Genomic DNA, 22,331 nt, shown 5'->3' with positions numbered 1-22,331 from the left:
GACACACACGCCAGCTAGCGGCTCACCCCGTGTCGTCGACGAACAGCGCCATGGATGCGGTGAATCCGTGCAACGCGTTGCGGCCCGCGATTGGGCCGATCTCCCCGGCGGCGAAGAAGCCGGCGAGCGGAATCCCGCCAAGTAGATCCTCGATCGTTGACGCGTCATGGTCGGCGACCCCGAACATCCGCCGGCCACGGCCGTTGCAAGTGAACAACAGCGCGCCCATCGGACGGCCGGGCAGCGCGGCGGCTGCCCGCTCCACGGTCAGTCGCAGGTCCTTGTCGGCCCCTGCCGCGTCACGGACCTGGAACTGCACGGTCGCGCCGACATCGACAACCTCGCCGATCTCGATCGCCCCGGTCGATTGGTCGGCGCCGAGCAGGCCGCGGATCAGGAAGTCGCCTTGACCCGGAGCAGCCAGGTGCTCGTCGACGACGATCCCGATCGACAGGCCTCGGCTGACCAGTTCCTGCTCGTCGCGCGATAGTCCCTCGACGATCTCACGCAGCCGATGCAACGGTGGCTGACCGCCCAATTCGGTGATTACTGTGCCGTCCTCAGCGCCGGTGACGATGTATGGCTCGCCGATCGGACGGCAGCCCTGCGACACGATCGGGACAACGTGCACGCCGGCCACGCGCACTCCCACGAGGCCGGAGGTCAGCACGCCGTGGTCGCGGAACAGCCGGGTCTCGCCGAGCCCCCGCCCACCGCTCACCACGCCGCCCACCACGGTCGTCCCCGGAAGGTCGGTGTTGAGGTGTTCAACGAGCACGCTCGACGGGAACGTGTAGGGGTCGGGCAGCAGCAGGTGCAGATCGTGCGCGGCCCGGTCGAACTGGTAACCCGTGATCAGGCCACCCGAGCCAGTGCGGACGAAGTCCAGCGCGAACGTCTCGGCAGCCAGGCCGGATGCGACCCACACCGCCACCGCGGGCCCGTCCTCGATCTCGCGGCGGCCGGCGACGATTCCTTGGGCGATGCAACCGATCAGCGCGGGCGCCTCGCCAATCCTTTGCACCGCGTCGAGGACGTCGACGGCCTCGTCGGTGTGTGATCGCGATGCGAAGAGCACGGCCAGCGACGGCGCCTCACCCGCGAGCTCGTCGCGCGCGTGCGCTGCAGCCTCCACCGCGGCCTTCCGTGCGTCGGGCGCGGTGGAGACTCCGACTCCGATCCGCACCCTTCAATGATGCGCCGCCCCGGCCACTCTCATGCCCGATCGAGCGCGTCTCGGAGGCGTCCACGCGTCCGGTCGAGCCGGACGGCGGCCTCGTCCGCGTCGACGCCCGCAAGCAGCGCGACGATCGCGGTCTTGGCGTGACCTCCCGCGGCGGCGAGCGCGGCGGTCGCGGCCTCCTCGTCGACGCCGGCCGCGTCGCGGACGATCCGCACCGCGCGGCGACGCAGCTTCGCGCTGGTCGCGCGCACGTCGACCATCCGCGGCCCGTAGGCTTTGCCGAGCGCGATCATCACGCTCGTGGAGAGCGTGTTGAGCACAATCTTCTGCGCCGTTCCCGCGGTCAGCCGCGTGGACCCGGCGAGAACCTCAGGGCCGGTAAGCAATTCGATCACGACGTCGGCAGACGCCTCACTTCCCGGGTTGTTGACGATCGCGACGGTCAGCGCGCCGGCCGCGCGCGCATGCGCGAGCGCCCCGAGCACATACGGCGTGCGGCCCGACGCCGTGATCCCGACGAGGGCGTCGGCGGCGGTCAAGTCGGCGAGATCGGCGGGGTCGAACGCGTCCTCGGCGCCCTCGATCGCCGCGGTCAGCGCCGCCGGCCCGCCGGCGATCACTCCGCGCACGAGGTCGGTGCCGAAAGTGGGCCCGCACTCGGCCGCGTCGAGCACGCCGAGCCGCCCGGGTGTTCCGGCGCCGGCGTAGATCAGCCGGGCGCCGCGCTCGAGCCGTGCGGCGATCGCCTCGGCCGCCGCCGCGATCCCCGGGACCGCCGCCGCCACCGCGGCGTGCGTCTCGCCCTCGGCGGCCACGAGCAGCGCGACGATCTCGCCGATCGGCCGGGCGTCGAGGTCGTCCAGGTCTGGGCGCACGGCCTCGGTGGCAAGCGCGTCCAGCCCTTGCACGGCAAGGGTTTTGGGGGCGGCCTGCACGCGGATGACGTGCGGCTCGTGGATCGCCCCTAGTCGCAGCGCGCCGTCGAGCGCGTCGCCGGCGGCCGGGACGAGGTCGAGCTGCTCGCGCAGCGCCTCGACCCCCGCCAAGCCGCCGACCATCGCCACCGGGCCATCCCCGGCCGCGTGGGCCGTCGCGCCGAGCGCCTCGGCAGCGGCGTGGACGATCGCCGACGCCACGGAATCGTCCTGCTCGGCAAGGACTTCGGGCGCGAAGGAGGCGAGGGCGGCGGCTCCGGTGAGCTGGGCGGGCCAGGTCTTCGGCGCACCGAAGCGGGCGCGGGCGGCGTCGAGCAGCGTGGTGGTCGGGCCGCGGCCGTCGTGGGCGCGCAGTGCCGCGCGCAGCCCGGCGGCGCCGATCCACGCGCCGCCACCCTCGTCACCCAGCCACGGGCCCCAGCCGTCGGCGGTCCGCAGCGTGCAGTCGGCGCCGATCGCGAGCGCCACGACACCGCTTCCCACGATCAGGACCACACCCGGCTTCCCGTCCAGCGCCCCCGCGTGTGCGATCACGGCGTCGCTGGTCACCGCGACGCGCTCCGCCTGCAGTGAGGCGAGCAGTGCATCGCCCAGCGCACGCGCCGCGTCCGGCGCCGCCAGCGCCCCGGCCGCGCCGACGATCGCCTCGTCGACAGGGCCGAGGTCGCGCGCGAGGGCTAGGATCGCAGCCTCGGCCGCCCGCACGCCGCCGGGCACAGCGAGCCCCGGCGCGCCCGCCCCCTCGGCCCTCCGGCCGCCTGCCGCGGCCCGGCAGGACGTCTTGCCGAGGTCTACGGCCAGGATCACCCCAGCAATCCTGTCATGAGAGGCGGCGAGTCCTAACCCAGCAGGTGTTTTCAGTTGTAGGCCGTGCTTCCCTCGGGGGGACGCGTGGTGCTGACGATCTTGGCGATGCAATGGTCGCGATCAAATCCTTGGCTCCTGCACCACGCGAGCGCGCCAGCAGAGTCCCGAGAAGTGATGCCGACAACGGTGACCCAGAAGTCTTTTCCAGAGAACGTCGACCAGTCGCCCGACCAAAGCAGCCTCACGCCTGGGTACCGCTGCCTGAGCTGGAGGTGCTCTCGTAGCGCCATCGCGTTGTCCCACACGACGCCGTTGTCGACAACGCCGGGACGCTTGGCGCTGAGTTGTGGGATCCACTTGTCCGTGAGTTGGGCGCTTACGACGGGCCGGTCATCATTCGCGATCTGTCGCAACTGCTGCACGGGATCTTGGGGTGCGGGTGACATAGTGGGGGGTGCTTGGGCCGACCGCGTCGCTGAGGAGGATTCCGTTGGATACGTGGTTTCCGGGCTGGGGTAGGGGACGAGGGACGATGTAGGGGGCTCCGAGTTGTCGGAGGAGTTTCGGTTAGCGAGAAGGGCGATGACAACGCCCCCCAGCAACAGCGCCACGGTGATCCCTATGGCGGCCACGACTACCAACCGTTTTGAAGTTCCTTGTCGGGCACCCACCATAGGCATCGGACCCGATGCCGGATAGACATATTGGGCATTGAACGGCGGATAACTTGGTGGGCCACTTGGGTGTTGGGGAGCCAGCACTGTATCCGCGAGCGGCGGAGCAGACCGCTCGGTTGAAAGTGCGCGCTTCGCAGCGCGTCCCAGCGCTCCAGCGCTGCCGTAGCGGTCGTCGGGATGTTTCGCCATACCGCGAGCGATGACATCGTCAAATGACGGTGGAACGCGGGGATTCACGGCACTGGGTCGCGGAGGTGGCGACGATATGTGAGCGCCGATGACTTGCTCCGCGCTGTGAGCAGGGAAAGGTTTTGCGCCCGTCAGCGCCTCATAGAGCACGCAGGCAAGCGAGTACACGTCGACAGCTGGCGTCGCTTCCTCATCACCGAAGCGCTCCGGGGCCATGTAATCGAAGCTGCCCACTTGATAACCCGCCATCGTCAGATGCGTGTCGCCCTTCGCCTCGGCGATACCAAAGTCCACCAAGTACGCGAAATCATCTGGCGTGACAATGATGTTCTGCGGCTTCACGTCGCGATGAATCAGCCCTTGGGCGTGGGCGGCGTCCAGCGCCGCCGCAATCTGCCGGATGACGTCTACAGCGCGCTGCGGGTCAAGCGGCCCTTTTTTGAGCATGTCATGCAACGTCTCGCCGTGGACCAGTCGCATGTCGATGTAGAGAACGTTGTCAATTTCGCCCCAGTCGTGGATCGGGATGACGTGCGGTTCTTGAAGAATCGCGGCGGCTCGCGACTCTCGCAAAAATCGCGCACGAAACGTTTCATCTTGCGCGTATTGATCGGTAAGTAGCTTCAAAGCGACAGTTCTGCCTTTGTCGGTGTCATAGGCCTCGTACACCTGACCCATCCCGCCCTTGCCGAGAAGCCGCCTAATCTCGTACTTGCCAAACGTTCCGCCGACGAGCGACTTCACCGCACCCTCCCTTCTTTGCTGCGGTCAGTATCCGTCGGTTGGCTCGCGCCACGCAGACGTTTGCCCAAGAAGCTTTGTATTTAACTCGTGTGTAGGAGTTGCGGTTGCAGTCCGCCATGCCACAGCTTGAATCGATAAATCTGCTGTGCGGCAAGGTCTGCCAACATCACCGACACTGAGTGAAACAGCTAACCGTCTGCGAACGTCGGCTACGCCAGTTGGAAAGCCTCGCTCCGCCGATGGCGAACCGGGGCTGGCCCCACTACCACCGCGTGTGGCACATTTGGCAAATGAAAGACGACGATCCCGAAAAGCGGATCCGCGAGTTAGAGCGTGGGCTTGCCGACGCGACGCCAACCGCCGACAGCACGCCATATACCGGGAGCGACCCGTATGCGCCTCAGGCGCCGTATACCGGCGCTCCGACGTACTCGACAACGCCGACGTATGGCTACGGCACGCTGCAGCCGCGACGCACCGGGTCATTGTCGTGGTTGCTCATCCTCGTCGTGTTGGGGGTTCTCATCCCGGTCGTCGTGGGCCTGGTGCTGATGTTCGTGAGGTCTAATCCGAGTGGGTCGATCATCGGAAGCATTGGCCCGAACTCGAAGCCCAGCAACGGCCCCACCGCAGTACCGCAAGGCGGCGACCTCCGAGTGGGCGGCAGCATGGAGACCAAGACGGTCGCTTGCAACGACGGCAACCTGACGCTCTACGGCACTGGCGGCACGTACACCGTCACCGGGCACTGCGCCAGCCTCAAGGTGGGCGGCTACAACAACAACGTCACCGTCGACAACGCCGACACCCTGGAATCCAGCGGCTACAGCAACACGGTCACCGCCCACGCGTGCAACAACTGCAAGCTGACGCTGTCGGCCTACAGCATCGAATTCGACGTCACCGGCCACGCGGCCAGTCTGACGATCTCGAGCTACGACAACAAAGTCACCGTCGACGCCGTCGACCGCATCAACGTCTCCGGCTACGACAACGTCGTCACCTACCACTCGGGCAAGCCAAAGATCACCGATTCCGGCTACTCCAATACCATCCATCAGGGCTGAGCCAGCTGGGCGTAAGCCCGCACGCGGAGGCTTGCGAACACGACGCGGTGGGTAATGGGGGTATCGATGAGTGACAGCGTGCAAACCGGAACCATCACCACCCAGGTGCCGGCGCGGCTGGACCGGTTGCCCTGGTCGCGGTTTCACTGGCGCGTCGTCGTCGGCCTGGGCGGCGTGTGGATCCTCGACGGGCTCGAGGTCACGATGGTCGGCAACGTGTCGGCCCGCCTCACCGAAAAGGGCAGCGGCATCGAGCTCACCCCCGCCGACATCGGCGTGGCAGCGGCGATCTACATCACCGGGGCCTGCCTGGGCGCGCTGTTCTTCGGCCACCTGACCGACCGCTTCGGACGTCGCAACCTCTTCGTGCTGACCCTCGTCGTGTATCTGAGCGCCACCGTCGCGACCGCATTCGCCTTCGCGCCGTGGTTTTTCTACCTGGCCCGCTTCTTCACCGGCTCCGGCATCGGCGGCGAATACGCCGCCATCAACTCCGCCATCGACGAGCTGATCCCCGCGCGCGTTCGCGGCCGCGTCGACCTGATCATCAACGGCACCTACTGGATGGGCTCGGCGGCGGGCGCCGCCGGCGCGCTGGTCCTGCTCAACACGTCGAACTTCCCGGCCAATCTCGGCTGGCGGCTCGCGTTCGGCATCGGGGCCATCTTCGGCATCTTCGTCCTCGTCGTCCGGCGCAACGTCCCGGAAAGCCCACGCTGGCTGTTCATCCACGGGCGCGACGAGGAAGCCGAGCGAGTCGTCGGCGACATCGAAGCGGAAGTCCAACAGCACACCGGCGAAGCGCTGCCCGAGCCACAAGGCCGGCCACTAAGAATCAGACAACGCGAGACCATCTCGTTCGTCGAGATCGCCCGGGTGGCGTTCAAGCTCTACCCGCGGCGCGCGGTCCTGGGCCTGGCGCTCTTCATCGGGCAGGCCTTCCTCTACAACGGCGTGACCTTCAACCTCGGCACGCTGCTCAGCGGGTTCTACGGCGTCGCCTCCGGGGCGGTGCCGGTGTTCTTCATCCTGTGGGCGCTCAGCAATTTCTTCGGCCCGCTGCTGCTCGGGCACCTGTTCGACACCGTCGGCCGCAAACCGATGATCACCCTGACCTACATCGGCTCGGCCGTCGCGGTCGTCGTCCTCGCGGTCCTGTTCGTGACGAAGACCGGCGGAGCCTGGACGTTCATCGCGGTGCTCGCGGTCGCGTTCTTCCTGGCCTCGGCGGGTGCGAGCGCGGCCTACCTGACCGTCAGCGAGATCTTCCCGATGGAGACCCGGGCCCTGGCCATCGCGTTCTTCTACGCGGTGGGGACGGCGATCGGCGGGATCACCGGGCCGCTGCTCTTCGGCCAGCTGATCAACTCCGGAGATCGCAGCCAGGTGGTCTGGTCGTTTTTGATCGGCGCGGTGGTGATGGCCGCCGCCGGACTGGTCGAGCTGTGGCTCGGTGTCGCGGCCGAGCGCCGACCGCTGGAAGAACTGGCCCTGCCGCTGACCGTGGCCGACGCCGACGAGCCGGACGAGAAAAGCCCGTAACCTGGCACGGTGGCTGCGCGCAAGGCCCCGTCGACCCGCCTGTCGGTCCAGGACTGGCTGCAGGCCGGGTACGCCGTGCTTGCCGAGGAGGGCGTGCGCGCGCTGAAGGTCGAACGGCTCTGCCAGCAGCTGGGTGTGACCCGGGGCAGCTTCTACTGGCACTTCGAGGACATGGACGACTACCGGGCCGCGCTCGTCGAATCCTGGAACACCTTCCTAGAACGCGACCGCCAATCCCTGGCCGAACTCGACGCGCTACCACCGCGGGAACGGCTGTCCGCCATGATGATTGACTTGGTCAGCCCGCAGCATTGGATGCTGGAGCGCGCGATGCGCGAATGGGCGCGCACGGACCGGGTGGCGGCCGCGAACGTCCGCGCCGCCGACCGACGCCTCCTGCAAACCGTCGCAAAGGCCTACGCCGACTACGGTTTTGGTCCCGACGACGCCAAGCTGCGAGCGGAGTTGACCTTCGCGGCGGGGATCGGGCTGCTGCACCTCGCCGCTTCCGCCGAGCAGGCGCAGTCCGTCGCGCAGCGAGAACGATTCCTCGACCTCATGCTGGCCGATCCCGTGGACGGTGCCCAACGCTAGTGGCGTAGCGTCGACGGTGAGCCGTTTCGTTGTCGGCGGTCGTCCACCGCTCTCCGCGGCATGACACCCACGGGCAATGTGATTCCTCCGGCGCCCCGCACCTGCGGGGCGGTGACGCCGTCCGTGAAGGAACATCCCGTGGATCGTCCAGACCTACCAGTTGCGGCACGCCGATGAATTATCCGATCAGGGCCCGACGCCGGGCCGATCCAGTACGGGTTTCCGTGGCCTGCGAATTAGGCCACGACATCGACGGTGCCTGGTGGCCACGGGTAGACCGCATCACGAATGAATTGCCGAATCTTGTCGAGACCCTGACCCCGTTACTCGGAGCGATCGCGTCGATCAATGTCAACTGGCCACCGCTGCAACGACCACCCGATTTCAACTGTCCGGGATGGGAGGGCAGACAGCAGCACGTGATGACAATCAGCGGGTGCGATGCGCGTGCAAACCTATTGATCATTCCGTATGCGACCTACAGTGCGCTCGCCCTGATGGTGATGCGCCGAGCCGCCAACCTGTCGATCGAACTCGCCGACCAAAAGAAACCCGCATTCCTGATGGCAGGCTCGATTCTGCACGCCGCTCAACTGCAGCAATCGCGGACCAAGCTCGCCGGCCCGTCGTAAGCGCTCAGATCATCGCGATCGGCGAGGTCTTCGCGCCAATTGCCAACGCCCCGGCCAACTCTCGGCCGACGTCGTAGTCGAACACGACATGACCGGCCGCGATGTCCACGTCGCGCTTGGCGCGCTGCAACGGGTTCGCCAAGAAGTGCGCGCTGGCGCCCGCGGCTTCCAGCAGATCGGCGATGACCGACCGGCACTCGTGCACCGTGTGGGCCGCGGCCATGCGCGCGCTGGCGCGTGTCGATCGTCGGACGCGCTCGCCGCTGACCACGATGCGTTCGATCTCGTCGGCGGTCTCGCTGACCAGTGCCCGCAGCGCGCGCAGCCGGACGTGGGCATCCGCGAGCCTGATCTGGGCGGCGGGCTGATCCTTCTGCGCCACACCGCTATACGCCAGCACCCGGCTGGCCAGCCGTTCGGCGAACAACTCGGCCACCCGTTCGGCGGCCCCGAGGACCGGCATCGCCGCGGTCAGCGCGAGCGCCGGAACCAGCGGCCACCGGTACGTCGCGACGCCGTGAAACTCCGCTCCCGGCGCGGTTCCACCGTAGATGTCCGACACCGCGGCGATGCGGTGCTCGGGCACGAAGATATCGTCGGCGACGAGGTCGTGCGAGCCCGTGCCCCGCATGCCCGCGGTGTGCCACACATCGGCGACCTCGACCTCGCCGGCCGGCACGGCCACCAGCGACGCGCTAACCCCGTCGGGTCGCTCGATCAGCGCTCCGACGATCACCCAATCCGCATCCATCGCGCCGGTCGCCCAGGACCACCGGCCCGTCAGGCGCACGCCGCCATCCGCCGCGCTGCCGCGGCCGGTCGGGGCCAGGGGAGCGGGCGCCAGGACCGGTCCCGAGGCGAACACTTCCTCCTGCAGCCGCGGATCGAACAGCGAAAGCATCCAGTTGTGCAGTGCATAAAAACCCAGGGTCCACGCGCTCGATGCGCAGCCGTGCGCCATCCGCCGGATCGGCCCCAGCAGCTCGGGGAACGACGCCTCGATGCCGCCGAACCGCGCCGGGAGCAATAGCCGAATCAGGTCGGTCTGCCTGAACTCGCTGACCGTCTCCGCGGGCAGGCGCCTTAGCCGCTCGGCCTCGTCGGCGCGTTCGGCCAGCCGCGCGACGAACTCATCGGTGATCCCGTGCAGCGGGCGGACATCGACGGCGGACATGCCGTCGACCGTAACATACTTTTTTGTATGGTCAGCAGGTCAGCTGCCGAAGCCCCCGCGTGGCGAGTTCACCACCGTCGCGGGCCCCGAGGAGGACCCGTTGATGCGAGCGGCGGCGAATTCCGCGCCCTTGGCAACGATGTCGCCGTCGCCCGCGTACGTGTCGTGCGCGGCGAAATTCATGCCGTCGGAGCAGACCGGGTCCTCGGGCGCGCAGACCTTGATGGTCTTAGCCGCGTAGGTCGGCCCGATGACGACCGGGGGCTGGCCGAGGAAGTCCATGGCCCGGACGTTCGGCATCCCGAACAGGACGACGGCGGCGACGTGGTTGGCGACGTCGGGCGACAGCGGTTTCGGCACCGTCGCGGGGTCGACCCCGTCGGGAACCGCGGCGGAGGTGACGAAGCCCATCACGGCCGCGCCCTGGGAGTAGCCGCTGAGCACCATCTTGGTCTGCGGGCAGCTCGCCGCCGTGGACTGGACGTGCGCGCCGGCGTCCCGGATCCCGTCGACGCCCGTCTGCCACTCCTGGCTTGCGGGGTAGTTGACCGGATAGACATCCATCGACTTCGGGGCGATGCGCCCACGCAAGTTGTCGACGAACGCCTGTCCCGTCGGACCGACCCCGGGATCCTCACCGGTGCCGCGGGCGAACAACACCTCGACGTCCGGACATCCCTGGGCGGATGAGATGGGGGCAGACACGACCGAACCGCTGAGTCCAGCGGCCGCGAGTACTGCAGGAGCAAGAAAACGAATGACATTACCGGCGGTCATGCCGCAATATTTGCCCATTCCAGCACCTCCCAAACCTAAGAATTTCCAGAGGACTTCATAATTATTCCCTCACACCGCGGGGGACGTCCGCAAGTCACTCGCCGAAATGAACCGTGCCCATTGCATCGGGCCTCGCGAAGCCAAGTTTGCTGCGGTTCGCGCGGGCGTTAGCGGTGCTTGGACTGCCGGGCTTGGCCAATCACCGGATTGTGGACCACATTTGGCGGCCACGGCCGCGTCTTGGTGGGAGTTTCGCGGGGCGGCGTCGCCAAACATGTTGCTGGCCAGCCCAATACTCGTTGCCGCGCGCCAATTGCTAGCATCGCGCGATGGGCGCTGTCTCCAGGCGTGACCTCCTGAAGTACGCCGGCGTCGCGCCGGCGGTGCTGGGTGCCGCGACGCTGGGCGCCCCACCCGCGGCCGCGGCGGGCACGGCCGTCTTCCTCGACCCGGGCCACAACGCGGTGAACGACGCGTCGATAAACCAACAAGTCCCCAACGGGCGCGGCGGCACCAAGGCGTGCCAGGCGTCCGGCGCCGCCACCAACGACGGCTATCCGGAGCACGCGTTTACGTGGGACGTCGTCCAGCGGATCAGCGCGTCGCTCAACCAGATAGGCGTGCGAACCCAGCTGTCGCGGGATAACGACAACTCCGTCGGCCCCTGCGTCGACCAGCGCGCCGCCCAGGCCAACGCGATGCGCCCCGATGCGATCGTCAGCATCCATGCCGACGGCGGTCCGCCGTCGGGCCGCGGATTCCACGTCAACTACTCCAGCCCGCCGTTGAACGCCGCGCAATCCGGACCCGCGATTCAGCTGGCCCACACCATGCGCGATGCCTTGGTCCAGGCGGGCCTGCAGCCGTCCAACTACATCGGCTCCGACGGTCTCTACGGCCGCGACGACCTAGCCGGCCTGAACCTGGCCGAGTACCCGGCGATCCTCGTCGAACTCGGCAACATGAAAAATGCCGACGAGGCCGCGCGGATGGAAAGCCCGGACGGCCGGGCGAGGTATGCCGCGGCCGTCGTCCAGGGGATCGCCGCGTACCTGAAGCTCTAGACGAGCTGCGTCACCGCCGTCACGACGACGAGCACCAGCACGGAAATCCCGACGACGTACACCGGGGACCGGGCGGTGATCCGCGCCGGCATCGGCCGCCGTCCCAGCGTTCGCTGGCGTTGCAGGGCGATCACGAAGCTGCACAGCGCCGCGGCCCCGGCTAACGCGGCTGGGATGAGCGCCGCCGGCTGGGTGGCGCCGTGCCAGTCCTTGATCGTCAGGAGCACCCCGTTGACCAGAAACGCGAACGACGTCCGCGTCCAGGCCAGGATCGTGCGTTCCGCCGCCAGGCTGGCCGGCCGGGTCAACCCGCGACCGCCTTGAGGATGACCAGGCCGAGCGCGATGATGCCGACCACGCTGAGGCCGATCGCCAGGAACACTGGCGAGGGATGACGGGGCAGCGGATCGCCGCGGCGCATCGCGCGATCGGCCTGCTGCCAGCGCACCAGGCCCATCACGCTGGTGAGGGTCGCCAGCAGCGCGAGACCAACCCCGAGCAGTCGGCGCGAGCCGGGAATCGCCAGCTCCGGGACGAGCTGGACGAGGGCGACGGCCGCCGCGAGCAGGCCCAGCGCGGTGCGCTGCCAGGCCAAGAACGTCCGCTCGTTGGCGAAGGTGAACCGGTAGTCGAGTTCTTCGGGCTCTTCTGCGCTGTCGGCCACGAGGCACATCGTTGCATGATGGGGCCCGTGGTCAAGGCGTTGTTGTTCGACGTGCAGGGCACGGCGACCGATTTCCATTCCACCGTGTGCGGGGAGGCCCAGCGTCTCAGCGCCGGCCGGCACCCGGGCGTCGATTGGGGCGACGTGGTACGGCGTTGGCGCGCAGCCTATTTCGCCGCGTTGGAGACCGCGCCGGGCGCGCGCTGGGTTTCGGTGCACTCGGTGTATCGCTCGTCGTTGGACACCGTCCTGGAGGAGTGCGGCATCGCGGGCTTTTCGGATGCCGAGCGCGACGAGCTGACCCTGGCCTGGCAGCGGTTGGCACCGTGGCCGGATGTGGTGCCGGGGCTGACGCGGCTGAAGGGTGTGTTCACGGTGGCCACGCTCTCGAACGCCGATGTCTCGGCGGTGATCAACATTTCCAAGCGGGCGGGATTGCCCTGGGATGCCGTCTTTGCCGCCGAGATGGCCGGGGTGTTCAAGCCCGATCCGGCGATCTATCGCATGGCCGCGACCTATCTGGGCCTTGATCCCGCGGACGTCATGATGGTGGCAAGCCACAAGTACGACATCCGAGCGGCGGCCCGGCTCGGGTTCCGTACGGCATTCGTCGCGCGTCCTTTGGAATTCGGGGCCGACGGCGAAGCCGATGTTGCCTACTCCGACGAGTTCGACGTCAACGCGGCCGACTTCGTCGACCTCGCCGCACAGTTGGGCTGCTAGGGCCGGTGCGCCGAACGGGTCAGCGGCTGACCGTTGGCGCCTTGCAGCAAGCAGATGACGGTGCTCGGGGTCGGATTGGCACCGGTTCGGTCCTGGTTCGAGTCGATGAGATAGGTGATCGAAAAGGGGCTGCCGTCAACGGTTTGTCCGGTGTAGGGAGCGAAACCGGCCGCGCAGTCGCGGCTGGCCACGTTGGCGACCGCTTTGTCGACGGCCATCGGGGCGCGCAGGTAGACCTCGGCCAAATGCGCTGTCGCGCAATCGACCACGGTGACCGTCACCCGGCTCAGATCGGCCGGCGGAAGGTCCGCGACACACTCGCCGACCTGTAGGTCGATCCACTTCTCGGTGTGTGAGCTCAGCTTTGTGGCCGCCGTCGCGGATGGCGTCGCCGTCGCGTGCGGCGTGATGGTGTTTCTGGCTGGGTCGGAACCGCAGGCGGCCAGCAATGCGCTGGCGGCTAGGCCGCATATCGCGTAAAGGGCCCGCATGCAGCGCAGTTTACGCGGAAGTCAGTGCCGGGTCCGGCTTTTCGGACGACATCGACAGGAAGCCGCGCACACACCGCGCGGCCAGCAGCCAGTTCGACGGCTTCCTCATGTTCAGCCCGCCCAGCAGCTGCTTGATCATGGTCAGCGTGTCGAAGTAAATACGTTCGCACACAAGCGTTTCCGTGTCGTCGAACACGAAGTAGGCATTCATGCGGACCCGGAACCGGCTGCCGGTGGGCGGAACCTTGCCGAGATAACCGCGGTGGGTACCCATCAGCCAGAACTCGACGATCACCGCGTCGGCGCTGTGCCGCAGCGCGATGATCTCGTGGTCCTGGTCGGGAAACGCAGTGCGGGTATAGACGTAGTAGCCACGCACGGCCTCGTCGCCGTCGTGGACGACCATCTGCGGGATCAGCTCGTAGCGCGGATGCGGGAACGTCGACAGCACGTCGTCCCAGGCCTGGCGGACCTCATCGTGGAAGTGGTCGAGCACGAGTTTCTCGCGGGCGGCCAGCACCTCGGGAGGGGGAAACGCGGGAATGGTCACGCTGCAGCTAACCGCGCGGGGGAGTCCAGGCGACCGGCAAGGTCTTGATGCCGTGAATGAATTGCGACAGCAGCCGCGCGGGTTCCTCCGTCGCGACGATGTCGGGGATTTCGCGGCGCAATTCGTCGAACGCAACCCGGATCTCACGCCGGGCCAGGTTGGCGCCGAGGCAGAAGTGAGCGCCTCCGCCGCCGAAGCCGAGATGCGGATTCGGGTTACGGGTGATGTCGAAAGCCCACGGATTGGCGAACTTTGACTCGTCGCGGTTCGCCGAGTTGTACCACAGCGCGACCTTGTCGCCGGCGGCCATCTTGGTGCCGCTCAGCTCGAAGTCTCGGGTCAGCGTGCGCCGCATGTAGACAACGGGGGAGGCCCACCGCACGATCTCCTCGACCGCCGTGGGTGCCAGGTTCTCGTAGTCCGACCACCACTTTTCGCGTTGCTCGGGATACCGCGACAGGGCCAGCACGCCGTGGCTGATCGCATTGCGCGTTGTCTCGTTGCCGGCCACCACCAACAGGATGAAGAAGGACGCGATCTCCGACGACGAAAGCCGGTCGCCGTCGACCTCGGCCTCCACCAGACTCGTGGTCAGATCGTCGTGATGGTTGACACGCCGGTCCTCCGCCAGCGCGGTGGCGTAGGCGCCGATCTCCATCGAAATCTGAATGAACTCTTCGAAATTCGTTGTCAGGTCCGGGTCGCCGAACCCGAGAATCACGTTGGTCCAATGGAATATCGTCTCGTGGTCCTCCTCGGGGATGCCCATCATGTCGCAGATGATCTGCAACGGCAGCGGTCCGGCGAGCTCGGTGACCAGATCGGCTTCTCCGTCAGGATGATTGGCGATCAGCGAGGCGACCAACCGGTGCGCCCGCTCGCGCACCGACGTCTCGATGCGGGCGACCACTTTCGGCGTGAACGCCCGGCTGACGATCGAGCGCAGCCGCTGGTGTCGCGGATCGTCGAGCACGATCATCGAGCCGAAATACTCGGCGATCTCGGGCGCATTCTCGTTGATCGTGATGTTGGGGCTGGAGCTGAAGATGTCCGGATGGCGGCTGGCGAAGTGAACGTCGTCGAGCTTGGTCAGCGCCCAGTACCCACTGCCCGACTCGAAACCCTCCATCTCGATGGCCGGCCAGAACGAGATCGGGGCCTCCCGGCGCAAGGTGGCGAAGGCGCCGTCGCGAACGTCGTCGTCGAGGGCCCAGAAGTCGAGCGACTCGAGATGAATGTCGGCAAGCGGGATGTCCGGCGGTGGCGTCCCGTTTTGTCGCGTCGCTACGCCCTTTTTGGGACCCGTCGTAAGGCTCACCTAGGCCCTCCTTCGCCGTTGAAGAGGTGACACTGGCGAGCCTAGACCGTCGTCAGTGTGTGCAGAGCGTTCTGGTGGGCGAGCCCACCGTCGCCGTCGCCTTGCTCACTTCGTTGCCGTCGAGCAGAATCCTGCAGGTCAGCGGGCCGGGCCCCTGGGCGCTGATGACGAATACCTGGCCCCCGAACGCAGTGAACTGCGTCGACCACGGCAGTGGCGCGTTCACCTGGCGCTGCTGACCGGCATCGGTTTGGTAGGAGATGTATTGCGCCACGCCGGGGCCGCTCACCTCGTACTGGACCTTGGGGTTCTGGGGTATGGCGTTGGCCACGCCGCACGCGTTGGTGATCCCGATCCCGATGGCGAACACGAGCGTCGGTCCGCGCAGATGCTTCGTCATGGATGTCATCGTGTCATCACGGGCATCGCCTGGTCTATAGGGTGAACGCGGGGCTGACGATCGGAAGGTGCGCATGACGGATTCCAAGCGTGTGGTGGTTTGGGGCACTGGCTTCGTCGGCAGGATGGTGATCGCGGAGATCGTCAAGCATCCGCTGTTCGATTTGGTGGGCGTCGGCGTCAGCAACCCGGACAAGGTCGGCCGCGACGTCGGCGACATCTGCGGGTTGCCCGAGCCGGTGGGCATCCTCGCCACCGACGACGTCGACGCCCTGATCGCGTTGAAGCCCGACGCGTTGGTCCACTACGGCCCGACGGCGATGCACGCCAAGGACAACATCTCGCTGATCACCCGCTTCCTGCGAGCCGGTATCGACGTGTGCTCGACGGCGATGACGCCGTGGGTCTGGCCGACGATGCACCTCAACCCGCCCAACTGGATCGCGCCGATCACCGAAGCCTGCGAGCTGGGCGAGTCGTCCTGCTTCACCACCGGCATCGATCCGGGATTCGCCAACGACCTGTTCCCTATGACGCTGATGGGCCTGTGCTCGGAGGTGCGGCGAGTGCGGGCGTCGGAATTGCTGGACTACACCAACTACGAGGGCGACTACGAAGTCGAGATGGGCATCGGCCGCGAGCCGGAATACAGCCCGATGCTGGAGAACAGCGACGTGTTGATCTTCGCGTGGGGGGCCACGGTCCCGATGATCGCCCACGCCGCGGGCATCATGCTCGACGAGATCACCACTACCTGGGACAAATGGGTGACCCCGACCGAACGGCACTCTGCGCGGGGCGTCATCAAGGCCGGCCACGTCGCCGCAGTCCGGTTCACGATCAACGGCGTCTACCAGGGCGAGACGCGCATCCAGCTCGAACACGTCAACCGCATCGGCCTCGACGCGGCGCCCGACTGGCCGACGGGCCACGACAACGACGTCTACCGGGTCGATATCGAGGGGACGCCGAGCATCTTCCAGGAGACCGCGTTCCGGTTCACCGACGGCTCGGGCCGCGACGCGGCGACGGCCGGATGCCTGGCGACGGGAATGCGGGCGTTGAACGCTGTTCCCGCGGTCAACGACCTGCGGCCGGGCTGGGTCACGCCGCTCGACCTGCCGCTGATCGCGGGCGCCGGAAACATCCGGTGACCGCAGCAAGCCCCGCACTGGGATTGTCGGTCGGCGCCACCAACCTGGCGGCCGTCACCGCCGACCACGCCCTTACCCGCAAGCCCGTCCTGACCCTGTATCGGCAACGCTCACCGGAGGTCGGCGTCCCGTCGGAAAACCCTCAGCTGGGCGAGCCGGGCCTGGTGATCCCCGATTTCGTGGGTCGGGTCGGGGACCCGGACGGAATCGTCGCGGCCGACGGCACAACCCATCGCAGCGAGGCATTGCTCGCCGACGGGCTGCGCGCGCTGGCCCATGCCGCCACCAGCGGACACATCACCTTGCCGGAGAAAGTCGCGGTGACGTATCCGGCCCATTGGGAAGCCCCCGCGGTGGATGCGTTGGGGTCGGCGCTGAGCCGGCTGGCCGAATGGTCGAACCGGCCGCCAACCTTGATCCCCGATGCCGCGGCGGCCTTGTTCGCCGTGCGGGCCAACCCGGGCATACCGGCCCGCGGGACGGTGGCCGTCTGCGATTTCGGTGGCAGCGGGACCAGCGTCACGGTGCTGGACGCCGGCGACGATCACCCGGTGGCCGCGACCGTGCGGCACCCCGACTTCTCCGGCGACCTGATCGATCAGGCGGTGCTGACCGCCGTCATGGCGAACCTGCCGGAAGCGGGTTTCTTCGACCCGCCCGGAACGTCGGCGGTCGGCTCGCTCAACCGGCTGCGCGCCGCCTGCCGACGCGCCAAGGAGGGGCTCTCGTCGCACACGGTGGTCGCGTTGGGATTGCCAGGGGTGAGTGACGAGGTCCGGTTCACCAGGACTGAACTCGACGGCGCGATCCGCGACTCGCTCAACAAGTTCATTTCAGTCTTGGATGAAACGTTGGCGCGCAACGGAATTCGCGAGTTGGCCGCGGTGATCTCAGTTGGGGGTGGCGCGCACATCCCGGCCGTCACCACCACGCTGTCGGGCCATCTCGGGGTGCCGGTTGTCACCACGCCGCGCCCGCACCTCACGGCGGCCGTCGGCGCTGCGCTGCGCGCGGCTGGAGCGGGCGCTTTGACCTAGCTCAGCGCTTTTCGCCCTTGTTCTCCTGTTTTGCGGCTTCGCGAAGTTCCTCGTTGAAGGCTTTGTCCTTGTCGATCTGCTCTTGCTTGCCGAGGTTGTCGTCGCCTTCGTCCTCGCCCTGATTCTCGGCTCGGTCCTCGCCCTGATTCTCGGCTCGGGCTTCGGTGTCGCCTTCCGCGTCGCCTTTCGGGTTGCCCTCGTCGTCGAGCCAGTCGTTGACCGCCGTGCCAGAGACCATTCCACTGGTGCCGGGCAGCACCAGGGTGGGCCGGTCTTCGTAGGCCGTCATCATTTCGGCGGCCTTTTCCTTTTGCTCCTCGTCGGGCTCCGGTTTCTCAGTCATCTGCTGGCCTTCTTCTTGACCAGCGTCTTTGTCGTCCTGCACGCTCATGGCGGCTACCCCCTTCCGAGTTGCAGTCTCGACGGTTCTGATGGGGGTTCCCCTCGCAGCGCTGCGTCGAAACTCTCAGCGATGCGATTGTTTAGCGCCTGACCAGCGCCAGGTGCGGTCTGGTGCCGCCGGGCGCTGGCGAAAAGCGTTGTGCCGGTTGTTAGTTCGGCTTCGGAAAGCTCACGCCGGTGAGTTGTTCGGAAATCTCCCACAGCCGCGCGCTGTCGTCGTCGTTCTTGGCGTTTGCGGGGACCTTCGCCAGCGCCACACCGCCCCCAGCGGCCTCATAGAAACCGCTGGGCCCGTAGAACGCACCGCCCTCGGCATGCGGCGCGGCGGCCGCGTATAGGGCCGGCAGGATGCCCTCGTCGATCTCTTGCCACAGGAACGGCGTGAAACGCCAGGACAGCTTGTACAGCCGCTCCATCAGGGCCGGCTTTTCGCGGCCATGCGACGGGCCGGCGATCTGCAGATTGGTCTTGGTCAGGCCGGGATGCGCGGCATTGGACACGATGCCCCAGCCGCCCGCGCGGCTGCGCTTGTCCAGCTCGCGAGCGAACATCAACACCGCCAGCTTGGACTGCCCGTAGGCCGACATCGCCGCGTACGACTTTTCGAACTGCAGGTCGTCGAAGTGGATCTTGCCGCTCTGCCGAGCCGCGAGGCTGCTCAGCGAGACGACGCGGGCTTTCGGGGCGGCGCGCAGCAGCGGCAGCAAGCGCGCGGTGAGCGCGAAGTGCCCGAGATGGTTACTACCGAACTGCAATTCGAAGCCGTCGACGGTGGTGTCGCGTTCCGGCGGCGTCATCACCCCGGCGTTGTTGATCAGGATGTCGATCGGGCGGCCCTCGGCGTTGAGTTGTTCGGCCAAGGTGGCGACGGAGGCCAGCGACGACAGGTCGAGAGGCTTGATGGTCAATTTGGCGTCGGGAACCGTGGCGCGGATTTCTTCGATCGCCTTTTCCCCTTTGGCGCGGTTGCGGATCGCCATGACGACGTCGGCGCCGGCCGCGGACAGCCGCCTGGCCAGCCCGAATCCCAGCCCGCTGTTGGCCCCGGTGATGATCGCCAGCTTCCCCGTCAGGTCTGGCACGGTGGCGACGAGATCCTTGGCCATGCGTATCACTCCTTACTCGGTATGAGCCCCGTCTTAGTGTGCTCTTTGTGTCGGCTTGTCGACAGCGCGTTCGCGGCTGGGCCGCCGCATTGGCCGCCGGCGCGCTGCCCGCGCTGGCTTTTCCGGCGCCGTCCTGGTGGTGGTTGGCCTGGTTCGGCATGGTCCCGCTGCTGTTGCTGATGCGGGCGGCGCCTTCGGGGTGGCAGGCGTCCGCGCGGGCGGGGTGGGGTCTCGGCGGGTTCGTGCTGGTTAACCAGTACTGGTTGGTGACCAGCATCGGTCCGCTGGTGGTTCCGCTGGCCGTCGGGTTCGGCGCGCTCTGGCTGCCGTGGGGGTGGTTCGTGCATCGGTTATTGGCGCCGCCCGCCACCGTCGGCCGCACGGCCGCCGCCCTGGTCGTGTTGCCCAGCGCGTGGGTGGCGGCCGAGGCGGTGCGGTCGCTGCCATGGCTGGGCGGTCCGTGGGCATCGCTGGGCGCGTCACAATCCGGCCAGCCGGTCACGCTGGCGTCGGTGTCGTTGGGCGGGGTGTGGCTGACGAGTTTTGTTGTGGCTGCTTGTAATACCGCTATCGCCGGCGTGATCGTGCACCGGGAGGTACCGGGTCGGCTCGTCGCGGTGGCGGCCGCGCTGGCGTGTGCGGCGGTGGGTCCCGTGTGGTATCTGCTGGGGCCCGCGCCGGTCGGCGGTTCAACGCTGCGGGTCGCGTTGGTGCAGCCCGGCGACATTGCCGATTCCGATGCCCGGCTGGCGGCCAGCGAGGCGCTCACCGCGGCTGTCGCTGGCCAGCGACCCGACTTGGTGGTCTGGGGCGAAAGCAGCGTGGGGCATGACCTCGCCAGCCATCCCGAGCTGCTGGCTCGGCTCGCCGAGCTGTCGCGCCGGGTGGGCGCGGACCTGTTGGTCAACGTCGATGCGCCCGCTCCGGGCGGCGGGATCTACAAGTCGGCGGTGCTCATCGGCGAGCACGGATCGTTGGGCAGCTACCGGAAGACCCGGCTGGTGCCGTTCGGCGAATATGTGCCGCTGCGACCTCTTTTCGGCTGGGCCACCCGCCACAGCAAGGCCGCCGGCGAGGACCGGCAGCGCGGCACCGGGCCGGTCGTACTGCCCGTCGGCGCCGTGTCCATCGGACCGTTAATCAGCTACGAGGCAACGTTCTCCGACCTCGCGCGGCGCGAGGCTGCACTGGGTGCGGGGCTGCTGGTGTATCAAAGCTCGACCTCGTCGTTCCAGGGCAGTTGGGCGCAGCCGCAGCTGGCCGCGCAGCCGGCGGTCCGCGCCGTCGAGGCGGGCCGCCCCGCCGTGCACGTTGGATTGTCCGGGGACAGTTCGGCGTTCGACGCGCGCGGTCGCCGACTGGCGTGGCTTTCATCGGACTTTCGGGGTGTGACCGTCGTCGGCGTGCCGTTGGGATCGAATGCGACGGCGTACCAACGGCTGGGCGACTGGGTGCCGGTGGCGGCGTTCGTGGTTGTCGGGGCCGCGGTGTTTCGCTGGCACCGCATGCCCCGCGGTGACACACTGCCTGAATGAGCAGCAGGCGGCTCGCAAAAATCTCGCTCGCCGGGGCCATCGTGACGATGGTCGTCGCGGTGGCCGGCTTCATCGTCTCGCTGGTGCTCAACGCGTTCTTCCTGGACAAATACGACGCCTACGGCGAAGTGGCGATCCCGGGGTCGGGCAGCCTGAGCCTGCCCGCCGGGGAAGTCACCGTCAGCTTCCACACCGTGGTGATCGGCGGGCCCAATGGTGGTCTGCCCGTGCCGCCGCTCGGCGTCACGATCTCGCCGCCCGAGGGGGTAGCACAGCCCGTGGTGACGGAAAACATCGGCAGCACAACGACGGTCAACAACGACGCACATGTGCGGGTGTGGGTTGCTCAGATTCCCGCCGCCGGGACCTACAACGTCACGACGGATGGCAAGGTCAACGGTTTCATCGAGCCGCGACTTGCCTTCGGGCACAAGAGCTCCTACGGCTACCTGGTGTGGGTGTTCGTGGCCGTATTCGTTGTGGGGCTGGTCGATTCGATCGTGTCGGGCCTGTGGTTGTCGCGCACCCGGCGCAAGGCCGCGGCGGCTTTCGTGGCGGTGCATGAGCCTAGACCGTATGAGCCCAGCGATCAGGGCGTTCGGTTAGAGCGGATGAAAACGCTAGCGGCACTGCGGGATTCCGGGGCATTGACGGAAAGCGAGTTCGAATCCGAGAAGCGACGGATCCTCGAGGGACACTGAGCCCTTGTCGGTGTATGGAGAAAGCTGCATTTGACGCGTGTCATTGCGTGCTGCCTTCTGCCCCAACGGCATTAAGGAACATGGCCGTGAATGCTTCGCACACTTGCTCGGGTTGAGGCATCTCCCAACCCGGCTGGCCCGCAGCGGGAAGCATCAATACGTGGGCTAACAGGGGTCCGGTCAGTTGCTCTATCAACAGGGGGATCGGAATGTCGCGGATCGTGCCCGCGGCCACCTGCCGATGCAGCCATCCTCCGACGGTGGCGAAGTCACGAGGAAAGTAGTCGGCGAAGACCGTGGTCACGGGCCCATGCGGGTTCGCCAGCAGGTCAGCCAGCATTGCGGGAGCCACCCGCGGTTCGCGGGCCAGACCAGCCGCCATCACCGCGTAAAAGCTCGCCACCGTGTCCTCGACGCGCGCGGTTTCGTCGGCAAACAGAAGGGCCAGATCGCTCAGCGGACTGTAACGCTGGTAAATCGCTCCGAACAGTCGGTCGCGAGTGCCGAATATGGCCTGCAAGCTCGCCACCGAGCAACTCGCCGACTCGGCAACGGATTCCAGCGTCACCGACGCGAGCCCGCGATCGCTGATCAACCAGGCCCCGGCTTCAATGGCGCGTTCGCGCACCGGCCGCCCGCCGGGATCGACGCCGGCTTCGCGAACCGCCTCGTCCAACGCCCGCCGCGATCCCCCGATCCTGCGCAGCAGCGTGCTGCGCGACATCCCGGCCGTCTCGGCGAGCGTGCCCAGTGACACTTCGGCCACCGGCCGACCGCACTGCTCCGCGGCCCGGATCGCCGCGTCCACCAGGTCGGGCGGCACCTGGAATTCATCGACTGTTGACATCTTACTAGGCATAACACCT

The 22,331-nt window shown here is 67.4% G+C and carries 23 protein-coding genes and 2 pseudogenes; 10 read left to right on the top strand and 15 right to left on the bottom strand.

Going from position 1 to position 22,331, the window contains the following annotated elements:
• Positions 1-22: 22 nt before the first annotated feature.
• From A5747_RS03810 to A5747_RS03795, 4 genes and pseudogenes are all read right to left on the bottom strand, one after another.
• Complete coding sequence (locus tag A5747_RS03810) at positions 23-1,186, bottom strand: FIST N-terminal domain-containing protein (protein ID WP_076122326.1); 1,164 nt, start codon at positions 1,184-1,186, stop codon at positions 23-25.
• A gap of 29 nt (positions 1,187-1,215) precedes the next feature.
• On the bottom strand, positions 1,216-2,091 hold the full coding sequence (murQ, locus tag A5747_RS25725) for an N-acetylmuramic acid 6-phosphate etherase (protein ID WP_369804993.1): 876 nt from the start codon (positions 2,089-2,091) through the stop codon (positions 1,216-1,218).
• A gap of 114 nt (positions 2,092-2,205) precedes the next feature.
• Positions 2,206-2,925: pseudogene (locus A5747_RS25720) on the bottom strand (BadF/BadG/BcrA/BcrD ATPase family protein); the annotation flags it as partial.
• Between the two features lie 50 nt (positions 2,926-2,975).
• On the bottom strand, positions 2,976-4,535 hold the full coding sequence (locus A5747_RS03795; protein ID WP_076122325.1) for a serine/threonine-protein kinase: 1,560 nt from the start codon (positions 4,533-4,535) through the stop codon (positions 2,976-2,978).
• Between the two features lie 290 nt (positions 4,536-4,825).
• On the opposite strand from A5747_RS03795, the gene A5747_RS03790 reads away from it, so the two are divergent.
• The 4 genes from A5747_RS03790 to A5747_RS03775 all read left to right on the top strand — a co-directional run bounded on the left by A5747_RS03790 (position 4,826) and on the right by A5747_RS03775 (position 8,370).
• Entirely contained in the window at positions 4,826-5,602 is a 777-nt protein-coding gene (locus A5747_RS03790) for a DUF3060 domain-containing protein (RefSeq protein WP_158070248.1), read from the top strand.
• Between the two features lie 66 nt (positions 5,603-5,668).
• Complete coding sequence (locus tag A5747_RS03785) at positions 5,669-7,144, top strand: MFS transporter (protein ID WP_076122323.1); 1,476 nt, start codon at positions 5,669-5,671, stop codon at positions 7,142-7,144.
• A gap of 9 nt (positions 7,145-7,153) precedes the next feature.
• Positions 7,154-7,738 carry a TetR/AcrR family transcriptional regulator gene (locus tag A5747_RS03780; protein ID WP_076122322.1) on the top strand — a complete coding sequence of 195 codons (585 nt, stop codon included), beginning with the start codon at positions 7,154-7,156 and terminating at the stop codon, positions 7,736-7,738.
• A gap of 173 nt (positions 7,739-7,911) precedes the next feature.
• Complete coding sequence (locus tag A5747_RS03775; RefSeq protein WP_076122321.1) at positions 7,912-8,370, top strand: DUF5994 family protein; 459 nt, start codon at positions 7,912-7,914, stop codon at positions 8,368-8,370.
• A 4-nt stretch (positions 8,371-8,374) separates the two neighbouring features.
• Here A5747_RS03775 and A5747_RS03770 read toward each other — a convergent pair whose 3' ends face one another.
• Positions 8,375-9,544, bottom strand: a complete 1,170-nt coding sequence (locus A5747_RS03770; protein ID WP_076122320.1) for an acyl-CoA dehydrogenase — start codon at positions 9,542-9,544, stop codon at positions 8,375-8,377.
• A 39-nt stretch (positions 9,545-9,583) separates the two neighbouring features.
• Positions 9,584-10,339 carry a cutinase family protein gene (locus A5747_RS03765; protein ID WP_076122319.1) on the bottom strand — a complete coding sequence of 252 codons (756 nt, stop codon included), beginning with the start codon at positions 10,337-10,339 and terminating at the stop codon, positions 9,584-9,586.
• Positions 10,340-10,650: 311 nt separating this feature from the next.
• On the opposite strand from A5747_RS03765, the gene A5747_RS03760 reads away from it, so the two are divergent.
• Positions 10,651-11,385, top strand: coding sequence for an Rv3717 family N-acetylmuramoyl-L-alanine amidase (locus tag A5747_RS03760; protein ID WP_076122318.1), 735 nt, complete (start codon positions 10,651-10,653; stop codon positions 11,383-11,385).
• On the opposite strand, the gene A5747_RS03755 is transcribed toward A5747_RS03760, so the two are convergent.
• Both A5747_RS03755 and A5747_RS03750 read right to left on the bottom strand, forming a co-directional pair.
• The gene (locus A5747_RS03755; protein WP_076122317.1) at positions 11,382-11,693 is read right to left on the bottom strand and encodes a DUF202 domain-containing protein; all 312 of its coding nucleotides are present in this window, start codon (positions 11,691-11,693) and stop codon (positions 11,382-11,384) included. The genes A5747_RS03760 and A5747_RS03755 overlap by 4 nt on opposite strands.
• Complete coding sequence (locus A5747_RS03750) at positions 11,690-12,058, bottom strand: YidH family protein (protein ID WP_076122316.1); 369 nt, start codon at positions 12,056-12,058, stop codon at positions 11,690-11,692. The genes A5747_RS03755 and A5747_RS03750 overlap by 4 nt, the downstream gene beginning before the upstream one ends.
• Before the next feature lie 6 nt (positions 12,059-12,064).
• Between A5747_RS03750 and A5747_RS03745 the strand changes: the two genes are divergently transcribed.
• The gene (locus tag A5747_RS03745; protein ID WP_083700078.1) at positions 12,065-12,772 is read left to right on the top strand and encodes a haloacid dehalogenase type II; all 708 of its coding nucleotides are present in this window, start codon (positions 12,065-12,067) and stop codon (positions 12,770-12,772) included.
• Here the strand turns inward: A5747_RS03745 and A5747_RS03740 are convergent.
• Genes A5747_RS03740 through A5747_RS03725 form a run of 4 tightly spaced genes read right to left on the bottom strand, consistent with a single transcriptional unit; the run spans position 12,769 to position 15,531 of the window.
• Complete coding sequence (locus A5747_RS03740; protein ID WP_076122315.1) at positions 12,769-13,263, bottom strand: hypothetical protein; 495 nt, start codon at positions 13,261-13,263, stop codon at positions 12,769-12,771. The genes A5747_RS03745 and A5747_RS03740 overlap by 4 nt on opposite strands.
• A gap of 10 nt (positions 13,264-13,273) precedes the next feature.
• A complete protein-coding gene (locus A5747_RS03735; protein ID WP_076122314.1) occupies positions 13,274-13,813 on the bottom strand; it encodes an ester cyclase in 540 nt (179 codons plus the stop codon).
• A gap of 7 nt (positions 13,814-13,820) precedes the next feature.
• Entirely contained in the window at positions 13,821-15,131 is a 1,311-nt protein-coding gene (locus tag A5747_RS03730) for a cytochrome P450 (protein WP_076122313.1), read from the bottom strand.
• Between the two features lie 52 nt (positions 15,132-15,183).
• Positions 15,184-15,531, bottom strand: a complete 348-nt coding sequence (locus tag A5747_RS03725; protein ID WP_198938123.1) for an MmpS family transport accessory protein — start codon at positions 15,529-15,531, stop codon at positions 15,184-15,186.
• Positions 15,532-15,604: 73 nt separating this feature from the next.
• Between A5747_RS03725 and A5747_RS03720 the strand changes: the two genes are divergently transcribed.
• Positions 15,605-16,684 carry a dihydrodipicolinate reductase gene (locus A5747_RS03720; protein WP_076122311.1) on the top strand — a complete coding sequence of 360 codons (1,080 nt, stop codon included), beginning with the start codon at positions 15,605-15,607 and terminating at the stop codon, positions 16,682-16,684.
• Positions 16,681-17,700: pseudogene (locus tag A5747_RS03715) on the top strand (Hsp70 family protein); the annotation flags it as partial. The gene A5747_RS03720 and the pseudogene A5747_RS03715, both read left to right, overlap by 4 nt.
• Before the next feature lie 22 nt (positions 17,701-17,722).
• Here A5747_RS03715 and A5747_RS03710 read toward each other — a convergent pair.
• Together A5747_RS03710 and A5747_RS03705 are read right to left on the bottom strand one after the other, a co-directional pair.
• On the bottom strand, positions 17,723-18,112 hold the full coding sequence (locus A5747_RS03710) for a hypothetical protein (RefSeq protein ID WP_076122309.1): 390 nt from the start codon (positions 18,110-18,112) through the stop codon (positions 17,723-17,725).
• A gap of 160 nt (positions 18,113-18,272) precedes the next feature.
• On the bottom strand, positions 18,273-19,229 hold the full coding sequence (locus tag A5747_RS03705) for an SDR family oxidoreductase (RefSeq protein ID WP_076122308.1): 957 nt from the start codon (positions 19,227-19,229) through the stop codon (positions 18,273-18,275).
• 38 nt (positions 19,230-19,267) lie between these two features.
• On the opposite strand from A5747_RS03705, the gene lnt reads away from it, so the two are divergent.
• Positions 19,268-20,764 (top strand): apolipoprotein N-acyltransferase, encoded by a 1,497-nt coding sequence (lnt, locus tag A5747_RS03700; RefSeq protein WP_369804985.1) that lies wholly within the window; start codon positions 19,268-19,270, stop codon positions 20,762-20,764.
• A complete protein-coding gene (locus A5747_RS03695) occupies positions 20,761-21,465 on the top strand; it encodes an SHOCT domain-containing protein (RefSeq protein ID WP_076122306.1) in 705 nt (234 codons plus the stop codon). The genes lnt and A5747_RS03695 overlap by 4 nt, the downstream gene beginning before the upstream one ends.
• Positions 21,466-21,505: 40 nt before the next feature.
• On the opposite strand, the gene A5747_RS03690 is transcribed toward A5747_RS03695, so the two are convergent.
• Positions 21,506-22,273: a TetR/AcrR family transcriptional regulator gene (locus A5747_RS03690; protein ID WP_198938122.1), complete on the bottom strand. Its 768-nt coding sequence runs from the start codon at positions 22,271-22,273 to the stop codon at positions 21,506-21,508.
• Between the last annotated feature and the right edge of the window lie 58 nt (positions 22,274-22,331).

The sequence above is a fragment of the Mycobacterium sp. IS-836 genome, from assembly GCF_001954275.1.
Taxonomy (GTDB): domain Bacteria; phylum Actinomycetota; class Actinomycetes; order Mycobacteriales; family Mycobacteriaceae; genus Mycobacterium.
This window is presented reverse-complemented; position numbering and strand designations above follow the sequence as displayed.

What these genes read in the sequence shown, in the direction of transcription:
- A5747_RS03760 (WP_076122318.1), top strand. Translation starts at nt 10,651, where the DNA reads ATGGGCGCTGTCTCCAGGCGTGACCTCCTGAAGTACGCCGGCGTCGCG.
- A5747_RS03745 (WP_083700078.1), top strand. Translation starts at nt 12,065, where the DNA reads ATGATGGGGCCCGTGGTCAAGGCGTTGTTGTTCGACGTGCAGGGCACG.
- A5747_RS03785 (WP_076122323.1), top strand. Translation starts at nt 5,669, where the DNA reads ATGAGTGACAGCGTGCAAACCGGAACCATCACCACCCAGGTGCCGGCG.
- A5747_RS03725 (WP_198938123.1), bottom strand. Translation starts at nt 15,531, where the DNA reads ATGACGAAGCATCTGCGCGGACCGACGCTCGTGTTCGCCATCGGGATC.
- A5747_RS03790 (WP_158070248.1), top strand. Translation starts at nt 4,826, where the DNA reads ATGAAAGACGACGATCCCGAAAAGCGGATCCGCGAGTTAGAGCGTGGG.
- A5747_RS03770 (WP_076122320.1), bottom strand. Translation starts at nt 9,544, where the DNA reads ATGTCCGCCGTCGATGTCCGCCCGCTGCACGGGATCACCGATGAGTTC.
- A5747_RS03710 (WP_076122309.1), bottom strand. Translation starts at nt 18,112, where the DNA reads ATGAGCGTGCAGGACGACAAAGACGCTGGTCAAGAAGAAGGCCAGCAG.
- A5747_RS03750 (WP_076122316.1), bottom strand. Translation starts at nt 12,058, where the DNA reads ATGTGCCTCGTGGCCGACAGCGCAGAAGAGCCCGAAGAACTCGACTAC.
- A5747_RS03775 (WP_076122321.1), top strand. Translation starts at nt 7,912, where the DNA reads ATGAATTATCCGATCAGGGCCCGACGCCGGGCCGATCCAGTACGGGTT.
- A5747_RS03765 (WP_076122319.1), bottom strand. Translation starts at nt 10,339, where the DNA reads ATGGGCAAATATTGCGGCATGACCGCCGGTAATGTCATTCGTTTTCTT.
- A5747_RS03705 (WP_076122308.1), bottom strand. Translation starts at nt 19,229, where the DNA reads ATGGCCAAGGATCTCGTCGCCACCGTGCCAGACCTGACGGGGAAGCTG.
- A5747_RS03740 (WP_076122315.1), bottom strand. Translation starts at nt 13,263, where the DNA reads ATGCGGGCCCTTTACGCGATATGCGGCCTAGCCGCCAGCGCATTGCTG.
- A5747_RS03695 (WP_076122306.1), top strand. Translation starts at nt 20,761, where the DNA reads ATGAGCAGCAGGCGGCTCGCAAAAATCTCGCTCGCCGGGGCCATCGTG.
- A5747_RS03720 (WP_076122311.1), top strand. Translation starts at nt 15,605, where the DNA reads ATGACGGATTCCAAGCGTGTGGTGGTTTGGGGCACTGGCTTCGTCGGC.